Origin of the sequence: Chryseobacterium sp. WG23, assembly GCF_024586575.1 — a bacterium.
In the GTDB taxonomy this organism is placed as follows: Bacteria; Bacteroidota; Bacteroidia; order Flavobacteriales; family Weeksellaceae; genus Chryseobacterium.
On record NZ_JALCZE010000002.1, the window covers coordinates 286,604 to 302,369 of the forward strand.

The following is a 15,766-nucleotide window of genomic DNA, read 5'->3' on the forward strand; positions in this document are numbered from 1 at the left end:
ACAGCCTCTACTAATAGTTTATTTACAAACTGATCCACAACAAACTACTGTTCATTCAAATAAATTCAACGTTTATTTGTAAACCTCGCGTCCCAGAATTTCTGAACTTGAAATTCATTACCGCTATATTTTACCATATATTTTCTGACCTTCTGATAATTTGGAACCGCTTCTAATGTTTTGTTTGAGTAGTTAGTATGTTGAAGAAACTCGGCAAACCAAATCATTTCAAATCCTTCCTTGGCCAGACTAGCCATCATCCTATCTTTATCAATAACCAATAATTCCTGGTAATTTCCTCTGTTATCTTTTATCTCTTGTTGCGTACCAATTACTTTTCCATCACGATCTTTAAACATACCGTCTGACAAATCGACAATGCCAACTAACTTTCGTACTGCTTTTGCTGGAATTATTGATGATTGCTCGCCATCACTTGAATCATCTGTTGTTACTTTAGTAATAGTTTTAAGAACGACTTCCTCAGCTCCCTCCACATTTATGAAATAATCCTCACTTTCAATTTCTCCTATCCATTCCATCCACACAAGATCCGTTGGATTACTGTAGGTATGGGTGTCAGGATGTGCTTCAAGACTGTCCAAATTTTCGACGAAATAAAGTTCGTCTTTGGAATCGCTTAATCCATCCATGCTGCCTTTTTTAACAAAAGTCGCACGCACAGTCAACAGCCCCATATATAATTCCTGCGAGTCATGAACTTTTGTACTGTTATATAAAGCAAGCATCGGCTTTTCCCCTTTTAGAGCAAAGTCGTTTTCACTAAAATCTATCCAATCACAAAAATTTAAACCTGGCTCAGCCTCAATAGACTCTTTAATAAAATCAACTATTTGCTCATCATCTTTCCTCTCTTTTACAAGAGGACTTTTAATAATCCATCTTGGAGGATTTCTCTGTGTTCCAGCTCTTGACCGAAAATATTTTGATTCAGCCGGATTTGGAATAGGTGACAATAACGAATAATCACTGATAACAACATTTTCCGCTAAGTCTGCCGGAGGTAGGTTATCGGAAAGGTAGCCCTGTAAATAATGGACAGCAAGCCAGGTATATTTTTCTTCATAAGTGAAAATCTTGCTTTTACTTCCATGTGTATCATCAGTAAATGAATTTCCTTCACCCCTATTAAAACCTAGATTTTTAATGTAAGCAATTGCAGCTGCCATTCCCCAGACATGGGGATACAGCTCCACAATATTATTTTCTAAACTAAACCGATGCAGAAATTCAACAGCCTCATCGGTGTCTTCGTGGTCCAAAAATTTATTGTAAGCTTTCTTAATCACATACCAAGCCAGATCACTTACAATTGGATAAATCTGTTCACTGCCATCTTCCAGCACATCGCTGTCCAATGGGATCAAAACATCATTTGCAAGTTGTATTGGCCTCGAGGTTTCAACTTCGGCGATGTTGAGCAAACCTAAGCCATATGCCCTTTCTACAATTCCCCGCATCCCCTGTCTCACAATTACATTTCTATGCTCCACCACACGATCAAATATATTATTGAGTGACCATCTGGCTAATCGTACTATTGAAATGGGGTCTTTTAACTTCCCTGCTAGTGCTAACATTATGGATGCCAAGTCTTCCTGAATCTGTGGATCATTTTCCGGAAACAGTTTGTCAAGTAATTTTTCAAATTCCTCAGGTTGTTTCAATGCCCACACAGTCAAAGAAGCACGTAATCGGCTGCGTAAATCCTGGTCTATATTTGAAAGCGCCCAACCAAAGACCAATGGTGTTTCATCATACAAGGAATATGGAGAAAGGTCTAAATATTCACCAGCAAAAGCAATAAGAGCGTCCTTTACTGAATACGAGCCACCATCTTTTACTTTTAAAATAAATTCTTCATGGTGATCTAATCCAGACCATTTTTTATCTCGTTCAAAGGTGGTACTCCGCTCTTTTAAAACATTATGAAGAAAGAGTCCACCGAATGGATTTCCATTAAAACGACTCGCAGGCATAATTAAATTAGTAAGGACATTAAATTGATTTTCTCCAGGACTTAATAGCATTTCTTCGACCTCCGCCTTATATTTTTCCACCTGTTCGCCCTTAGCATTGACAAGTGCTGTTAAACGCAAGGAACTAATTTTTTCCTGTGCGACCCCATCAGTCAGAAATCCATCATCACCAATTAGCTTATTCTGTGAAATAAAAAGACGGTCGACCGTAGACTGTAAAATTAATTGGGCAGAAATTGTTTCTTCACCCCCCAATTCCTGACCTATATTTTTAAATTCAGTTGGAATATTAGATATTGTACCATTTGAAATGTCGCTGGCAAGTCTTCCTGCAATAATCATTTCAATTACAGAATTACTAAGCATTCGGTAGACCCATCTTTTCTTTTTCATCCCAATTCCCTGATCAATTACCTCCGAACGGATTACCATTCCATTATTAACTAGAAAATCAATTAGAACCTCAAAGGAAGACAAATATTCACCCACATTCGGTTTTAAGACATTACTCAATTCAGTATGATCCAGCTCACTTTTTGTACAAAAGGCATCTGAGACCGCCTCAAGGGCATCCCTGACGGGAGTACGGCCCTGACTGAATTGTTGTTCACTAATTGATTTAAAAGTCTCCTCTATGCGGTCGATTTTTCTTTCAAGTAGATCCATTGTTGCAGTAAGGATATCTTCCTCCTTTTCAATAGTCTGACCTTGATACTCTTCACAAAAGAGCCTCAAAGCAAATAATGAATCAATTCCACGTACTTTTGTGAATGAGTCGATCCGGATATTAAAATGCTCTTCACTAAAATATTCTTCAGCAACACTCCATACTGGTACATCACCCTCTCTAGGCAGAAAAACAGTTGCAAAACCTTTCCCTTTTGGAATTTTCGTTTTCTGATAAAAGTAACTTCTAGCAGAAAAAACAAACTTAAGCCTTGGATAAGTACGCATAAAAACTTCTGCCTCTCGCATACGGGCATACCATATACCCTCCTTGCCGAAATCTTCTTCTAGTCCATCAATACAGATCAATATCTTTGTGTGCTCAAAGTCTGGGTCTGATTTATTTGTTGCCCGCTTATGTTCAGATTGTATTGCGAGTGCCTGAAATGCAGAAAACATTTGATCCTTCGTCCATCCCGGCAGGGAAAGAGATGAACTTAACAGACTTGTCCAGTCATTGGACTTTGCTCCTTTGGCTTGGATAATAATAGCTGGAAAACCTTTCTTAATATGAATGTCAACAGCATTTGTCAATCCGTGTGTTTTCCCTGTTCCCGGATCACCTAGGATAAGACGCATTGTGGCTGAAAAGGAAGATTCGATGTCTTGCTCCTTAAAATCAGTATATTTTACAATTAGGTCTATCAAATCAGAAACAACTCCATTTTGTCCGTTTAAAGGAACGATGCGCTTAAGTTTGCTCAATATTCCATCAACATCATAATTATTTTGACCTTCTACTTTAAATAGATCATTCCCCATATCAAGGGCATCAATCATTGCTTTTAAATGCGAGATTTCCTTTTCAAGATGTAAAATAAAATTTGTTAATAGGTCTTGCTCTATTGATACACTTGCTTTATTTTTTATAAATGCTTGTATTCTTTTTATGATCTGGTTAAGTAAGTCCTTAAATTCAGCGAGATCAGCTGTAAAAGCATTTCGAAATTCCTGTGAAAAAGATAATTCCTGAATGGTCTTATGGATTACACCCTGTGCATGTAGTTCTGGTATATAGCGTTGTTCCAGCCATCCTACCCTGCTTAATTCAAAAAGTTCTTTTAGATAATCAAGTGAAACGACTTCCTTTTCAAACCAGAACTTATACATTCCCTCATTTCCAAATTGTACAATCTGGAAATCCAGATCATGGTCAAACCACCATGTAATCTTTAATTTAGGATACTTTTCTTGCATTTCTTTAGTAAATGCTTCTACTAAATTATCTTCATGTTCTTTTGCAGGTTGCTTAGGTTCACCTTTTTTGCCTCTTACAAATTTTAAGGAAGAAAGATCCCTCGGGATACATACAATATATTCAGTTATTTCAGGACGCAGTGTCAATGCTGTTCTAACAGATTCTTCAATTTGATTAAACTGTGTTTTAGTCAATGGCGCTCTGAACCACTTTGCCTGCACCGCTAAAATACGTCCGTCTTTCAAAATTCCGTAAGCCTCAATACCTCCGTCCCCTGCAGCGCCATTTACAGCCCTAAATTTAATGAGGTCATCCCCATAATTACGTTTTAGATAGCTTTCAAATAGTTGATTACAGAGCATTTCAAAGGCCGCATCATTATTGTTTCCGTACGTCAGAAAGTTATTCCAATTCATATTTCAGTTAATAGTTTCAATTTTGATCTTTGGACTTGGGTATTCCTTGGATCTAAACAATCAATAGTTCTCCTTAAATATATAAAAAATCAAGAAATTTACTTGCCATTTTTCCCTCAATTTACAATCATCAATATCAATAATACAGTAGAACGAGCACAATCAATTATTAATATTTCCAGAAAACAGTCTTAAGCAATAATCCTTTTGTATTGAATTATTAAAACTTTAGTTTGTCATTTCTTAAAATCCCTTATTCTTAAGTTTAGTGTAAGTATTTATTGAATTTAATAAGGTGTAGAACACCCACTCCAGTTGTTCAGCATGTAAAAGATCTTTTGTTGTTTCCTTGTTATGTCTGATATCAAAATTGTTGACAATCTGGAAGAAATCGGATACATCTCGCGCAGCAAGAAAGGTTGTTAGTTCCTTTCTTAAGGGCTCCAAAACATAACTTAGTGTTTCACAAGCTGAACGCATCTTATCCATTGACTGTGGTTCATCAAAAAATAATTGACGTGCATGGTTTATTTTTTTATCAATTTCAATATTTCCAGTAGATATTTCTTGACTCACAAGCCCAAACAATGGCATTTTGGGTAGTCTTTTTCTTACTTTTTCTTTTCCCTCGTTTGTAAGCTTCACTCCCCGATACAAATTCCTTCTTTGAGAAAGATTATTCGTTGCTCTTATTTTTAGAAAATTATCTTGCACCAGCTGATCCATAATTCTTTTAAATTCCTCAGGATCTGCAAAGGCTAGAGTAAAATCCTTACTGGAATAAAACTCAAATTCTTTGTTTTCCATGCCACCAGCCTGATATAGATACATAAGGAAGGAAGCGCATTTTTCCTCAAACGCTGTGGGTGGATTTAATTTTTTATAACCCTCCCTAATAAAGTTGCTGTCAATTAAGATTGGATCTTCACCTTTCAGTGTCCTATCCTTACATATTCCAGCAATTAGATAACGTTCGAAATCTCCCTTAAGAAGTTCATCATAGGCCGGCAACGTTATTTTTACCCGCCCAACTATCTCTGTTTCATATTCCATAAAAGGCCCAGTTACAGGTTTCAAATTTTCCTCTGTCAGAGCATACCCTGTAAGTGCACATCGGTCAAATGTCATGTTCATATTTATTTGTACTTTTTGTTAATATATTAGCCCTAGTCTATCAAAAAAAATGATTAAGGTCATTTATCTTTCTACATAGCAAAACTATATGACATCTGCGCAGTCTTTTTGCGCAATAATTAGGTCAATCCGAAATAGTGAGTTTTTATTTCATGTTAGATGAGAAGAGATATGAGCTGTATAAATTTAACGAAATATTTCTACCTAATGCATCCGTCTCCTCTTACTATTGGTTGCCTTTATTTTATAATAAGCATTCTTTAGAGCATTTCGCAACTTTTTCGTTATTTCAGACATTTTTACAAATGTGAAATGTGGGGGAAATGTACCCTCACGTTGAAATTGCCGCACCTCCTGTACCATTGCGGCACAGCCTAACTGACGGTCGAAATAGCATCCATATTCACCATTTCTGTTAAACCACATATTTGGTCTGTTCAACACATTGTATGGATTGTCCTTTTCCCTGAACAGACGATAGTCCTGGTCATACATATATTTTATCCCCTCAATCGCCACCTCTACCGTTATTGATCGCATAAATGGTTCACCTTCATACTCCCACAGAAGTTTGGCTCCCTCACGATCATAAATTTCAAGATGATGCATGTAAATTTGTAGGTACCTGTCGGGTCTGGCTTTAAACTTTCCTGGATTTCCCAAAGCCAGATTTCTTGTATATCTGTCAAAGACAGCCTCTAAGCTATCTTCATCATGATTCATTTTTCGTGCATCGATTATATTGCTATGATTCTGTGTATCTATCAGGATTTGGTTTACTGCGTCCACATAGAAATCAGCATCACGGTCAACTTTAATGACCGGCAATTTTCTAATATCTCGTTCCATTTTTCTATTTATTTTTTTTCTAACAGCATATTCATGTCCTAAAGCACACATAGTCTAAGTAAGATCTGAATTCGATCCCACAACGCTTTTTACGACCGCTTCGCTTACTTCTTTTTTGTAACACTACATGTAAATGGTCAAATAAATACATTTCGGGTAGATAAAACATGTGAGCGTAGTAGGATGCGTATTTAAGCCTATTGTTTCCAAATTGAACTTAAGCCGCTAGTTCAAATACATAGTAATTGTATAAGATAGCGTGCCCCGTCAAGTACTTCTTCATTCCTTTTCCAAAGCACTTACGGGCCGTGCTATTCGCAATATCTGTTGCCCTGCAAAAAGATTCCGCTACTGGCCCTCACACAGGAGATATCTTTCACGAATAATCAATCTTTTTAAACAGGTATATTCTTCCTTTCCCATCACAGGCAAAGCACATTTACCACCTCTCTGTGGTCAGCACAGTAAAAGAGCTTTATGCTTCCCAACCATAGAAGATTGGCAAATGGAAATCCAGTGCTAGTACCCTATTCCATTCCCCAATCCCCTATCGAATTTATAATTACTTGTACAGCTATAAGCTTTCTCTTATATCAATGATTTTTCACACTTGGATGTTTTTCTGAATTAACTGCTGTTAATCATTTCCCCAAAGAAAAAGGACTAAAAGGCAGCCAAAGTAGTGTAAAACCGCTTATTTCCGAGTGCATAATGATCCGCTACGCGTATCACCCTTCGGGACTTATAACTCTCCAAACGCGCTTTTCCCCTAATTGTCTGCTTTCTTTTTTTCCTTTTTTTCTTTTGAAAAAATGATTCGGGGCCGAGCCTCGGGAGGACTGGAAGACGGACAAACGTAACAGGATTGTACAACAACTAAAACAAAAAGTTATGAACATCACAGGGAGACTGACAGCAGATGCGAAAGTCAGCAAAACAACAAAAGGTAAAGAGGTCGTGAACTTCTCCATCGCTGTCAATGACAGCTACAAAAAGGACGGACAGCGTGTAGAACATACCGCATATTTTGACTGTGCATACTGGCGCGCAACAAAGGCAGTGGCGTGGCTTCAAAAGGGGTTACTGGTCGAATTAACAGGACAGATAAGCGTAAGGGCATGGAATTCCAAGGACGGGACTGCAAAGGCAGGAATAAATTTTTATACCGTCACCATTAAACCCCTAGCAAGGAGCGCAAAGAATAACGATTCCGTACAGGACAGTACAGAAAGCAAAAGTGGCAGGACTATGACAGGTCAAGACGAGGACGATCTACCATTCTAAACCAAATCAAAAAATCAGTAAAACCTTAAAATTTAACATCATGGCACACAATCTTAATTTCAACAACAGAACAGGTAAATATTCATTTTTCAGCGTAAAAGAGAAAGCATGGCACGGCTTAGGGCAGATCGTAGAAGACTACCCGACAAGTGCAGAAGCCATCAAACACGCAGGACTGGATTATGAGGTCGAAAAAAGTCCCCTATTTACCAAGGGATCAGGAATCGTACAGATTTCAGAGGGCATTGTCATACAGGACACCGAAATCGAAGTTCCAAACTACTTTGCCAATGTCCGTACAGATAACAATACCGTACTTGGTGTGGTGGGTAAGGATTATCATATCGTTCAAAATAAGGACGCATTTACATTTTTTGATTCCATTGTAGGTGGTGGAAGTGGCATATTGTACGAAACAGCGGGCGCACTTGGGCAGGGAGAACGTATTTTTATTACTGCCAAACTCCCGAATTATATCCGAATTGGCAATTCCGATGATGTGATTGAAAAATATATCTTCCTGACAACCTCCCATGATGGAAGCGGAAGCATAACGGCAGCCTTTACCCCTATCCGAATCGTTTGTCAAAACACGCTAAACGCTTCACTCCGTAACATGAGCAATGTTGTCAGGATCAAGCATACCGCTGGGGCAAAACAACGCCTGAACGATGCACATAAAGTTATGGGACTGGCAAACAGCATGACAATGCAACTGGACGGCATTTTCAACAACTGGACTAAGGTAAAAGTCAAAGACAGTGAAATTCGCAAACTCATACAGGTTGCTCTTTGCCCGAATAAGGAAACATTTGACCTATTGAAAAAAGGTGCGGAGGACGAAATTTCAACGATGTTCAAAAATACCGTTGACGATGCATTTGCATACGCTATGATCAACGATACCCAACAGCTCGAAACAACAAAGGGAACATTGTTCGGAGCCTATAATGCCGTAACCGGATATTTTCAGAACGTACGGAACTACAAGGATTCAGAAGCCAAATTACAGAGTATCGTTTTGGGCGGTACTGCGCAACAGAAAAGTCAAAAGGCGTTTGACCTCTGTACCTCTTACGAAAAGGTGGGAGCAGATATTTTCCAGTTTAATTAATCTCAACTTCAAAAGTGGCAGTGTCACCACTGCCACTTATTAAACTTTATCAAGATGAAACCATTACACGAAATGAATACCACGGAGAGAGCCTTTACACTCGCTCAGATGTTTCCCCAACACTTGGAGGAACTTGTAAACTTTATCAAAAAGGAAATTGAACATCTTAGGGAAAAAGAGCAAGGTATAAGACTTGTTTGGCAAAGCACCCAAATAACTGTCGACCATTGGTACAACGTGATCGATGATGTTGAACAGGTCATAAGGAAATTTAATGTTACCCTGTACCGAAGCCCCCGAATTTTTTCGGATCAGCTTTTCTACGGTCATCATGCAATGTTCATGATCCATTGCCTGATTAGATATTACGCCTACAGTCCACGACAACAGCTCTCCGTTGCAATCAAACTCCTGTTTGGAGATGAAAAAGTAGTCACCATGCAATTTTCAACCGAGCAGATTTGAAACATCGAGAAAATAGAATCATAAACGGATAAAAGTAAAAACGTATCAAAATGAAAACACTGGATAAAATGTCAAACTTAGATAGGGCCTACCTGCTCGCACAGTTATTTCCCGATGAGCTTAAGCAATTAACAGAGTTCATCAGAAAGGACGCAGAACGCTATACTGACAAAAGAGAATATGTCTATTCACAATGGACGGACGGACTGATAACCGCAGAATTTTGGTACAGGTTGGTGGAAAACTGCAAGCGTGCCTGTATCAACAACGGTTCAAGACTGTACAGAAACCCAAGGGTTTTTCGGGATCAGTTTTTTGACGGTTACGATGCGCTATTCAGCATCAATGCCCTAATCCATTTTACGGAGCAGGCAGAATGTAGTAGAAAGCTAAAATATGCGATCTACTTCCTGTTTGGAGAAAGTAAGCTTGTCATGATCGAACTAAAATCTGAACCATGAAACCAACAGCGAAAATAACAGACTTTCTGTTTCTAAAGGTTTACAGTGAAATAGGACGGAGCAATTTTGAAATTGCAATCGTCAACCTGACTAAAGAGTGGATCACGAGAACGAAAGAGACAATGGAACTTGTAGAAATGCTAGATATCAATCCCATTGCGGGCTATATCGCAAGGAAAGAACATACAGTCCAATTCCTGGTTCATAAGACCACGCAGATACCTTTTTATGAGCGATGGTTCGGTGAAAATGAACTGACTTTTGTACAAGCTACCCCGCACGAAATCGAATGGCTCTGTAATCAGAACGGCTCTGTAAAAAGTGATGTCCTGCTAGTCCATTCCAATGGAATGGCTCGGTATCAAGCGTTTGAGGATATGCATTTCAGGACATCCGAGTTCGACCTGAAACTGATTCAGGAAATATTAACCTTTCAAAATTAATTATTATGACACGTTCAAATCTTCATATCACTTTAAGCAACGGCGAAGAAATAATTTGCGTCGCTGATAGCTCAAGCGCACCAGAACAGGGCTATATCGTAGAGGAAATTCTTTCGCCATTACTAGCACTCAGCAATAGCAAAAGGGAGCTTTCATTAATCAAAAAGCACTGCACAATGGATGAAAGACGGGCAAACGCATCGTATAGATACTACATCAACCTTGTCACTAAAACAGTTACCATGTTCGAGGAAAATTTTAACTATCGTACAGAGCGATTTAGAAAAGGTAAAGATTTAACGGAACGCTATACAAGCTACGTAGAAACACTAAATGTACAGGATCATGAAAAATAACATTGATACAGAATATCAGGCTTTGTGCATCATTTCAGAAATGATAAAAAAATTCGGGTTACTTCATGTTCTGAACATTTCAGAACATGACAGAATCACCCTGCAAACCGTAAGGGAGGATCTCGAAAAAATCATTCAGGCTAATGGCTACCGAATGAATTATGACAAAAATATAAAGAACACAATCATCAAATTATAAGCAATGGATATTCTAGCAAAATACAAGTTTGCAGATTGGTTATATAATCGATTTGTAGAACACTACAGAAAATCAGAAATCGCAGAAGCTTTTATGTATCTCGATGTTTTGACACGGTACAAAAATTTCGCACTAGAAATACGTAAACTTTCAGACCAACGCAGACATATCAAAGAACTGCATTCAAAAATTACGAAAGCGTTGAAAGCTGAAACTGTACATAAGCTATTACTCGCAGGTGATGAGGGTATAGCGGAATTTAACAGGGAAATGAAGGAATTTGAAGACTACTTAAGAAAAATCGGTCTTTCCGAAGAATATATAACTGAAGCTGTTAGCGATAAAAAGATGAATTATGGAACCAACTAATTTTTTCACACAACTTGCGCAATTGGACATCAACGGACAGATTGTGCTAACAATAGCAAAGGGAGCAGAAAACAATCTGATAGTTTCGACATTGATCCGTCCCTTATCCCCTGCTGATGCAAATAAAAGCCCAATCATACCCTATAACCTGACAGCTACAGCAGAGGAACTGAATAACTGCTATTTCGAGCGAGTAACAACTCCGCTCACAAAGGCAGGGGAAATTATCGACAATATGGACGAGTACATGAAATCACTGGAAAATCTCACCACCACGTCCCACAGGGAAAAAGCCAAAACGGGAAAACCACAGGGCGGAACGGACAAAAGGGTTCAAAAATATGAAGAAGCAATGAAAAAGGCGGATGATCTCGAAAAACAGGGGAAATATAGCGATGCATGGTCAGCACTTCCAAAAGCGTCCGAATACCCTGAACATGCTGAACTCATCAAAAATAGGCAGTCCTATTTTGAACAGCAGATCTGGCCTGACCTGTTCGGAAACAATAATACCGATAGCACCAGTAATGCTGGGAACGAAGTCGATAATTCGGAAACTGAAAATGTTTAACTAAAATTTGATAACAATGCTACTAGCAACACAACTAAAAAGAGTATTCATACTCGTAGATAAGGGAAACGAAATCACTCTATCTGACCCCGAACCAAAATGGGCAGAGCAGGATGTTTTATTTTTTTATTCCAATATGTACCCGATTCTAACAACTGCAAAAATCTCTGCTCCTGTTATTCAGGATGATCAGGTTGTTTACAGATTTGAAACCGTTATCGGAACAAAGGGCTAACTAAAAATTTTAATACAATGAGTCATGCAAAAACAATATGCCGACACGGTAAAACTACCGAGAAAAGAACAGCAACGTCAACTGCATCGGACGTTGGGGGAATACCAAAATTGGCTAAAACGCACAAAGGATGCAGGCGAAATACGCAAGGACAAGCGTCAGTCAGTGCCCCCTGCCATGTTACCAATGCCTTTTTAAGAATGCAGTTCTTACCTCGATTGCAGGAAACAGAAGTAGTGCAGGATTGTGACAAAACTAAATTAGAAAGGGAATTTTATAATTCCCTTTCCATAGTCACCAAGAAATACGGTATAACTATACAGGAAAATAAAGCCATGCCTTTCCCCTATAATATTTCTGCTTCATTAGCTGAGTTAAGAGAGAAGCTAAAAAAAACAACAGAAGATTGGAGGGAAATCAGATTGATACATTACAGAAATAGGACATTCTTTGCCCGTGAAGACAGATTCAGCACAGGTATGACTTTATACTACATTCCCGTAGTGCCACTTCATACTATACTGGAGGATAATCAAAACTCACAAACTGGCTTACTGATATTGTCTATTTACTCCTATCTATATCAGGTTTTGGGGATTCCTTACTACAGAAATGACGATTGCTATCTCAATTCAACTTATGAGTCCTATGAGGAAATGATAGTTGATGAGGAAAATGAAGACGAGGACATCTTGACCGAACTTAAAAATGCCAAAATCGTAGGGGATTTAATGAAAACTAAAATCGCTGACCCCAAAAATTTAGACCTATTTGGAACTCGGCTAAAAAGCTTTAAGCCCAACAATGATTTTGATAAAAAAGCATTTAAAATAGCGAAACAGGTTTACAAGATTCATACAAAATATCCAAAGGAACGCATTGATCGTAAATATTACCCCTTACGGTTCAGGGAAGATGTAACACATGATAGTTACTTCGTAACTATGGATAATTATGTTTCTTTCTGCGCATCAATTAAGGGAAATCTGTTTGAGTGTATGTGTCAGTTCATCAATGAGGATTTACAGGAATACGGTGATATAGATGAACCAACACGCTTTTTGCCTTACGACGAAAGTGTAATTAAAGGAAACAATTTTGATTTTGAAAAACAGGTTTTCGACAGACTTGACGACTTGATAGAACTTTGGCAATGTTCAACCTTATAAATATAACATCATGAAAGATATTACAAGCAATTTCGCAACCTACTATCATCCTAAATCAGCCCTGATCTTTTATCAGGCCGATGGGGATGCCAGTAAATCCTATGTTGAGCATTACGACATGGACAAGGGGGGTACTCCAATAAATGCTCATCCCCTGACAGTTCGTGAAGCCAGAAAACTGGCGGAGTCTCTTCATATTGATGAAGAAAAGGACAGACTATTAAAATCTGACGGGATTTTGGATAGCAGTATTTTATCCTTTGACGCCAAACTTGGTAAGGTCATTTGGTTCACAAAAGCACAGTACCGTCCGCTACATTTCAATAAGGGGTTAGGTATCGTATCGGGCAACGCCCACACTCCTGCCCTGTTATGGGTCGCTGACAGGGAATCACTTTCTCTATTTGCGTTATCTTCAAACAGAAGACCAACACCCAATACAGAACTTTATCATGCGCCTTTCTTTAATGTGTATCAAAATGGAAACGTCTGCATGGGTACAGTGGAGATCGAAGCAAACGAAACATCATCCATAAGGGAACTAACAAGATTATGGGAAGCATATTTTTTCAATAGTTACTTTTCACACCTAATGTCTGAACACAACCCTATCAAAGGAAACTGCGTTATGCTGTGGGAAAGTTTGGTCAATGCAGATAAATTGTTTCCTAATGAGGTTCTTCTTAAAAACAATCAAAAACTTAAAGATATATTGCTATGAAAACGGTAAAAAAGAATGTTCATTTTCTTCACAATGAATTATTACGCCCAGCAAATCCTATCCTCGTCAATGTAATTGGCGCAGGTGGAACAGGCTCCAAGTTTATGACCGCCCTAATGGAGATTAATCATAGCTTACTGGAACTCGGACACAGTGGTTTGGATGTGCATCTATGGGATGATGATATCGTAACACCTGCGAACGTTGGTCGCCAACGATTCGCAGAATCTGAAAAAGGTCTTTACAAATCAATTGCGATTATCAACCGTTTAAACAGATGGTCAGGATTTAACTGGAAAGCGGAAACCCAAAAATTTGAACGGGATAGCCTCGGTAATATTCCTGAAAATGCCTTGGCAACAATTTACATATCCTGTACGGATAATGTAAGATCGAGATTTGAAATTGCTGATATAGCACGCACGCTAAAAAAACAGTACTCTTATCTCAGGGATTCGCCAAAGTATTGGCTAGATTTTGGGAACAGTAAATTTTCAGGACAGGTCGTAATGTCCACAATTGGCAAAATTGAACAACCCAGGTCAAGAATGTTTACCACAGTAGCAGAACTTCCATTTGTTACGGATGAATTTTCTGACCTGCTAAGAGCATCCGAAAAAACTGATGATACACCAAGTTGCTCACTTGCCGAATCTCTTGACAAACAGGATCTTTTTATTAATGCAACATTAGCACAAATGGGGGCATCCCTCTTATGGAATCTCTTAAAGTCAGGTATGACCGAACATCGGGGGATGTTCCTTAATCTTGAAAACTTTAGAACCCAACCCATCACCGTCGGCAGTTGAAAAATTGCCGGCGGCCAAAAGCCGTTGGCTTTTGGCGCAAAAATCGGCTGCAAAGGCTGTCCCCATTTCCCTATCCTATGCTTTGACAGCCATTGCGGGCTATTTGTGGGATACACAGTATCCCAGAATGCTTCGCAGAAAAGTTTTAATCGCTTTTACAAATCTTGAAAACCTTTATTCTGATGAAGGCTAATTATCAAAAATCAGTCATTTATCATTCTTTATATCTTTTATGAATTAGTTTGTACTCTCACAAATTCTACATCATTTCTGCTTTTAAAAAACTTAATTTTCCGAGTTCAAAAGGCTATTCGACATTGTCCCAATCCAAATTGGAGAAATTTCGCCCGGGCTTTCTCTGCTCACGCATGTACTGCTCCCAATCTTCCAAAGTGTACTTTTTGCCATCGTGGATTTTATGAATATCACCGCGATAACTGTCAAAATCTGAATCTACCATGTAAAAGATTTCCTCGGAAAGATCCTGTTCACCTTTAATGGAGGATTTAAATGTGATATGCTTTATGACATTAGCAGCATTGTCAATGATAACTGTAATTTTTGAATCAATCGAGAAATCACGTGATATATGATAATCTTTAGCCTTACCCCTAAATCCCTGATCCGTAAGCAATCTATCCAGATCTGCCTCTTTTAAAGTGACCCAGCCCTCAAGGTGAGTTTCTTTTTCATTATGTTTCCTACACTCAAAAATAGTTTCTAATGGCAGATCCAAAGGCATTGCGAGGTAATCAAGCCCCTTATAATGCATTCCCACCTGATAAGTACCATCAGAGTCTATAAAGAACGGCAAGTAAACACCATTTGAAAAAGTATCATGCTCCATACCTAATGGTGTATTAAAATATAATTTCTCAATGACCATCAATAGAACCCTGTTAGATGGATTGCGATACTTATCCCTAAAACGATTCCACTTAGGTTTAAAATTCTTTTTATTGGTAATTGCAGCAATCCCTATATCACGAACATATTTCCACTCAACCGGACTGAACAATAAAGGATCGTTGGTGTTGCTGCTCTTATAGCTCAAATTGGTAAACGTAAAGTTTTGTTCGTCAGCATTCGCACCCACTTTTTCTAAAGTGAATGTACCGCTGGATTCTATGTTAAATAGCGATTTACCTTTGTAGGAACTCTTCTTGTGAAATGAGAATCTATATTCTACAGGGTCTAAAAGTTCAGACATGTTTTAACAATGGATGAAAATCATCCGATTTATACGG

The 15,766-nt window shown here is 38.4% G+C and carries 17 protein-coding genes; 13 read left to right on the forward strand and 4 right to left on the reverse strand.

From position 1 onward, the window contains the following. Positions 1–65 precede the first annotated feature (65 nt). The 3 genes from MP477_RS04040 to MP477_RS04050 all read right to left on the reverse strand — a co-directional run bounded on the left by MP477_RS04040 (position 66) and on the right by MP477_RS04050 (position 6,323). On the reverse strand, positions 66–4,340 hold the full coding sequence (locus tag MP477_RS04040; protein WP_257189239.1) for a hypothetical protein: 4,275 nt from the start codon (positions 4,338–4,340) through the stop codon (positions 66–68). Between the two features lie 243 nt (positions 4,341–4,583). Next, on the reverse strand, positions 4,584–5,474 hold the full coding sequence (locus MP477_RS04045) for a hypothetical protein (protein ID WP_306552709.1): 891 nt from the start codon (positions 5,472–5,474) through the stop codon (positions 4,584–4,586). A gap of 204 nt (positions 5,475–5,678) precedes the next feature. Beyond that, entirely contained in the window at positions 5,679–6,323 is a 645-nt protein-coding gene (locus MP477_RS04050; protein ID WP_257189241.1) for a hypothetical protein, read from the reverse strand. Positions 6,324–7,214: 891 nt separating this feature from the next. Between MP477_RS04050 and MP477_RS04055 the strand changes: the two genes are divergently transcribed. Genes MP477_RS04055 through MP477_RS04115 form a run of 13 tightly spaced genes read left to right on the forward strand, consistent with a single transcriptional unit; the run spans position 7,215 to position 14,519 of the window. Then, positions 7,215–7,607, forward strand: coding sequence for a single-stranded DNA-binding protein (locus MP477_RS04055; RefSeq protein ID WP_257189242.1), 393 nt, complete (start codon positions 7,215–7,217; stop codon positions 7,605–7,607). Between the two features lie 40 nt (positions 7,608–7,647). Beyond that, positions 7,648–8,721 (forward strand): DUF932 domain-containing protein, encoded by a 1,074-nt coding sequence (locus tag MP477_RS04060; RefSeq protein WP_257189243.1) that lies wholly within the window; start codon positions 7,648–7,650, stop codon positions 8,719–8,721. A gap of 54 nt (positions 8,722–8,775) precedes the next feature. Beyond that, positions 8,776–9,186, forward strand: coding sequence for a hypothetical protein (locus tag MP477_RS04065; protein ID WP_257189244.1), 411 nt, complete (start codon positions 8,776–8,778; stop codon positions 9,184–9,186). Positions 9,187–9,236: 50 nt separating this feature from the next. Then, positions 9,237–9,647 carry a hypothetical protein gene (locus MP477_RS04070; protein WP_257189245.1) on the forward strand — a complete coding sequence of 137 codons (411 nt, stop codon included), beginning with the start codon at positions 9,237–9,239 and terminating at the stop codon, positions 9,645–9,647. After that, positions 9,644–10,090: a hypothetical protein gene (locus MP477_RS04075; RefSeq protein ID WP_257189246.1), complete on the forward strand. Its 447-nt coding sequence runs from the start codon at positions 9,644–9,646 to the stop codon at positions 10,088–10,090. Before MP477_RS04070 ends, MP477_RS04075 begins: the two co-directional genes overlap by 4 nt. A 5-nt stretch (positions 10,091–10,095) precedes the next feature. Next, complete coding sequence (locus MP477_RS04080) at positions 10,096–10,446, forward strand: penicillin-binding protein (RefSeq protein ID WP_257189247.1); 351 nt, start codon at positions 10,096–10,098, stop codon at positions 10,444–10,446. Then, on the forward strand, positions 10,436–10,645 hold the full coding sequence (locus MP477_RS04085; protein ID WP_257189248.1) for a hypothetical protein: 210 nt from the start codon (positions 10,436–10,438) through the stop codon (positions 10,643–10,645). Before MP477_RS04080 ends, MP477_RS04085 begins: the two co-directional genes overlap by 11 nt. Before the next feature lie 3 nt (positions 10,646–10,648). After that, the gene (locus MP477_RS04090) at positions 10,649–11,014 is read left to right on the forward strand and encodes a hypothetical protein (RefSeq protein WP_257189249.1); all 366 of its coding nucleotides are present in this window, start codon (positions 10,649–10,651) and stop codon (positions 11,012–11,014) included. Further along, entirely contained in the window at positions 11,001–11,585 is a 585-nt protein-coding gene (locus tag MP477_RS04095) for a prtrc system protein e (protein ID WP_257189250.1), read from the forward strand. The genes MP477_RS04090 and MP477_RS04095 overlap by 14 nt, the downstream gene beginning before the upstream one ends. A gap of 16 nt (positions 11,586–11,601) precedes the next feature. Further along, complete coding sequence (locus MP477_RS04100; protein ID WP_257189251.1) at positions 11,602–11,820, forward strand: PRTRC system protein C; 219 nt, start codon at positions 11,602–11,604, stop codon at positions 11,818–11,820. A gap of 17 nt (positions 11,821–11,837) precedes the next feature. Further along, positions 11,838–12,989, forward strand: coding sequence for a hypothetical protein (locus tag MP477_RS04105; RefSeq protein ID WP_257189252.1), 1,152 nt, complete (start codon positions 11,838–11,840; stop codon positions 12,987–12,989). 10 nt (positions 12,990–12,999) lie between these two features. After that, positions 13,000–13,710: a prokaryotic E2 ligase family D protein gene (locus MP477_RS04110; RefSeq protein ID WP_257189253.1), complete on the forward strand. Its 711-nt coding sequence runs from the start codon at positions 13,000–13,002 to the stop codon at positions 13,708–13,710. Further along, positions 13,707–14,519: a PRTRC system ThiF family protein gene (locus MP477_RS04115; protein WP_257189254.1), complete on the forward strand. Its 813-nt coding sequence runs from the start codon at positions 13,707–13,709 to the stop codon at positions 14,517–14,519. Before MP477_RS04110 ends, MP477_RS04115 begins: the two co-directional genes overlap by 4 nt. A 307-nt stretch (positions 14,520–14,826) precedes the next feature. On the opposite strand, the gene MP477_RS04120 is transcribed toward MP477_RS04115, so the two are convergent. Further along, positions 14,827–15,729 carry a hypothetical protein gene (locus tag MP477_RS04120; protein WP_257189255.1) on the reverse strand — a complete coding sequence of 301 codons (903 nt, stop codon included), beginning with the start codon at positions 15,727–15,729 and terminating at the stop codon, positions 14,827–14,829. Between the last annotated feature and the right edge of the window lie 37 nt (positions 15,730–15,766).

Coding starts and splice junctions, on each gene's coding strand:
- MP477_RS04040 (WP_257189239.1), bottom strand. CDS start 4,340: ATGAATTGGAATAACTTTCTGACGTACGGAAACAATAATGATGCGGCC.
- MP477_RS04045 (WP_306552709.1), bottom strand. CDS start 5,474: ATGAACATGACATTTGACCGATGTGCACTTACAGGGTATGCTCTGACA.
- MP477_RS04050 (WP_257189241.1), bottom strand. CDS start 6,323: ATGGAACGAGATATTAGAAAATTGCCGGTCATTAAAGTTGACCGTGAT.
- MP477_RS04055 (WP_257189242.1), top strand. CDS start 7,215: ATGAACATCACAGGGAGACTGACAGCAGATGCGAAAGTCAGCAAAACA.
- MP477_RS04060 (WP_257189243.1), top strand. CDS start 7,648: ATGGCACACAATCTTAATTTCAACAACAGAACAGGTAAATATTCATTT.
- MP477_RS04065 (WP_257189244.1), top strand. CDS start 8,776: ATGAAACCATTACACGAAATGAATACCACGGAGAGAGCCTTTACACTC.
- MP477_RS04070 (WP_257189245.1), top strand. CDS start 9,237: ATGAAAACACTGGATAAAATGTCAAACTTAGATAGGGCCTACCTGCTC.
- MP477_RS04075 (WP_257189246.1), top strand. CDS start 9,644: ATGAAACCAACAGCGAAAATAACAGACTTTCTGTTTCTAAAGGTTTAC.
- MP477_RS04080 (WP_257189247.1), top strand. CDS start 10,096: ATGACACGTTCAAATCTTCATATCACTTTAAGCAACGGCGAAGAAATA.
- MP477_RS04085 (WP_257189248.1), top strand. CDS start 10,436: ATGAAAAATAACATTGATACAGAATATCAGGCTTTGTGCATCATTTCA.
- MP477_RS04090 (WP_257189249.1), top strand. CDS start 10,649: ATGGATATTCTAGCAAAATACAAGTTTGCAGATTGGTTATATAATCGA.
- MP477_RS04095 (WP_257189250.1), top strand. CDS start 11,001: ATGGAACCAACTAATTTTTTCACACAACTTGCGCAATTGGACATCAAC.
- MP477_RS04100 (WP_257189251.1), top strand. CDS start 11,602: ATGCTACTAGCAACACAACTAAAAAGAGTATTCATACTCGTAGATAAG.
- MP477_RS04105 (WP_257189252.1), top strand. CDS start 11,838: ATGAGTCATGCAAAAACAATATGCCGACACGGTAAAACTACCGAGAAA.
- MP477_RS04110 (WP_257189253.1), top strand. CDS start 13,000: ATGAAAGATATTACAAGCAATTTCGCAACCTACTATCATCCTAAATCA.
- MP477_RS04115 (WP_257189254.1), top strand. CDS start 13,707: ATGAAAACGGTAAAAAAGAATGTTCATTTTCTTCACAATGAATTATTA.
- MP477_RS04120 (WP_257189255.1), bottom strand. CDS start 15,729: ATGTCTGAACTTTTAGACCCTGTAGAATATAGATTCTCATTTCACAAG.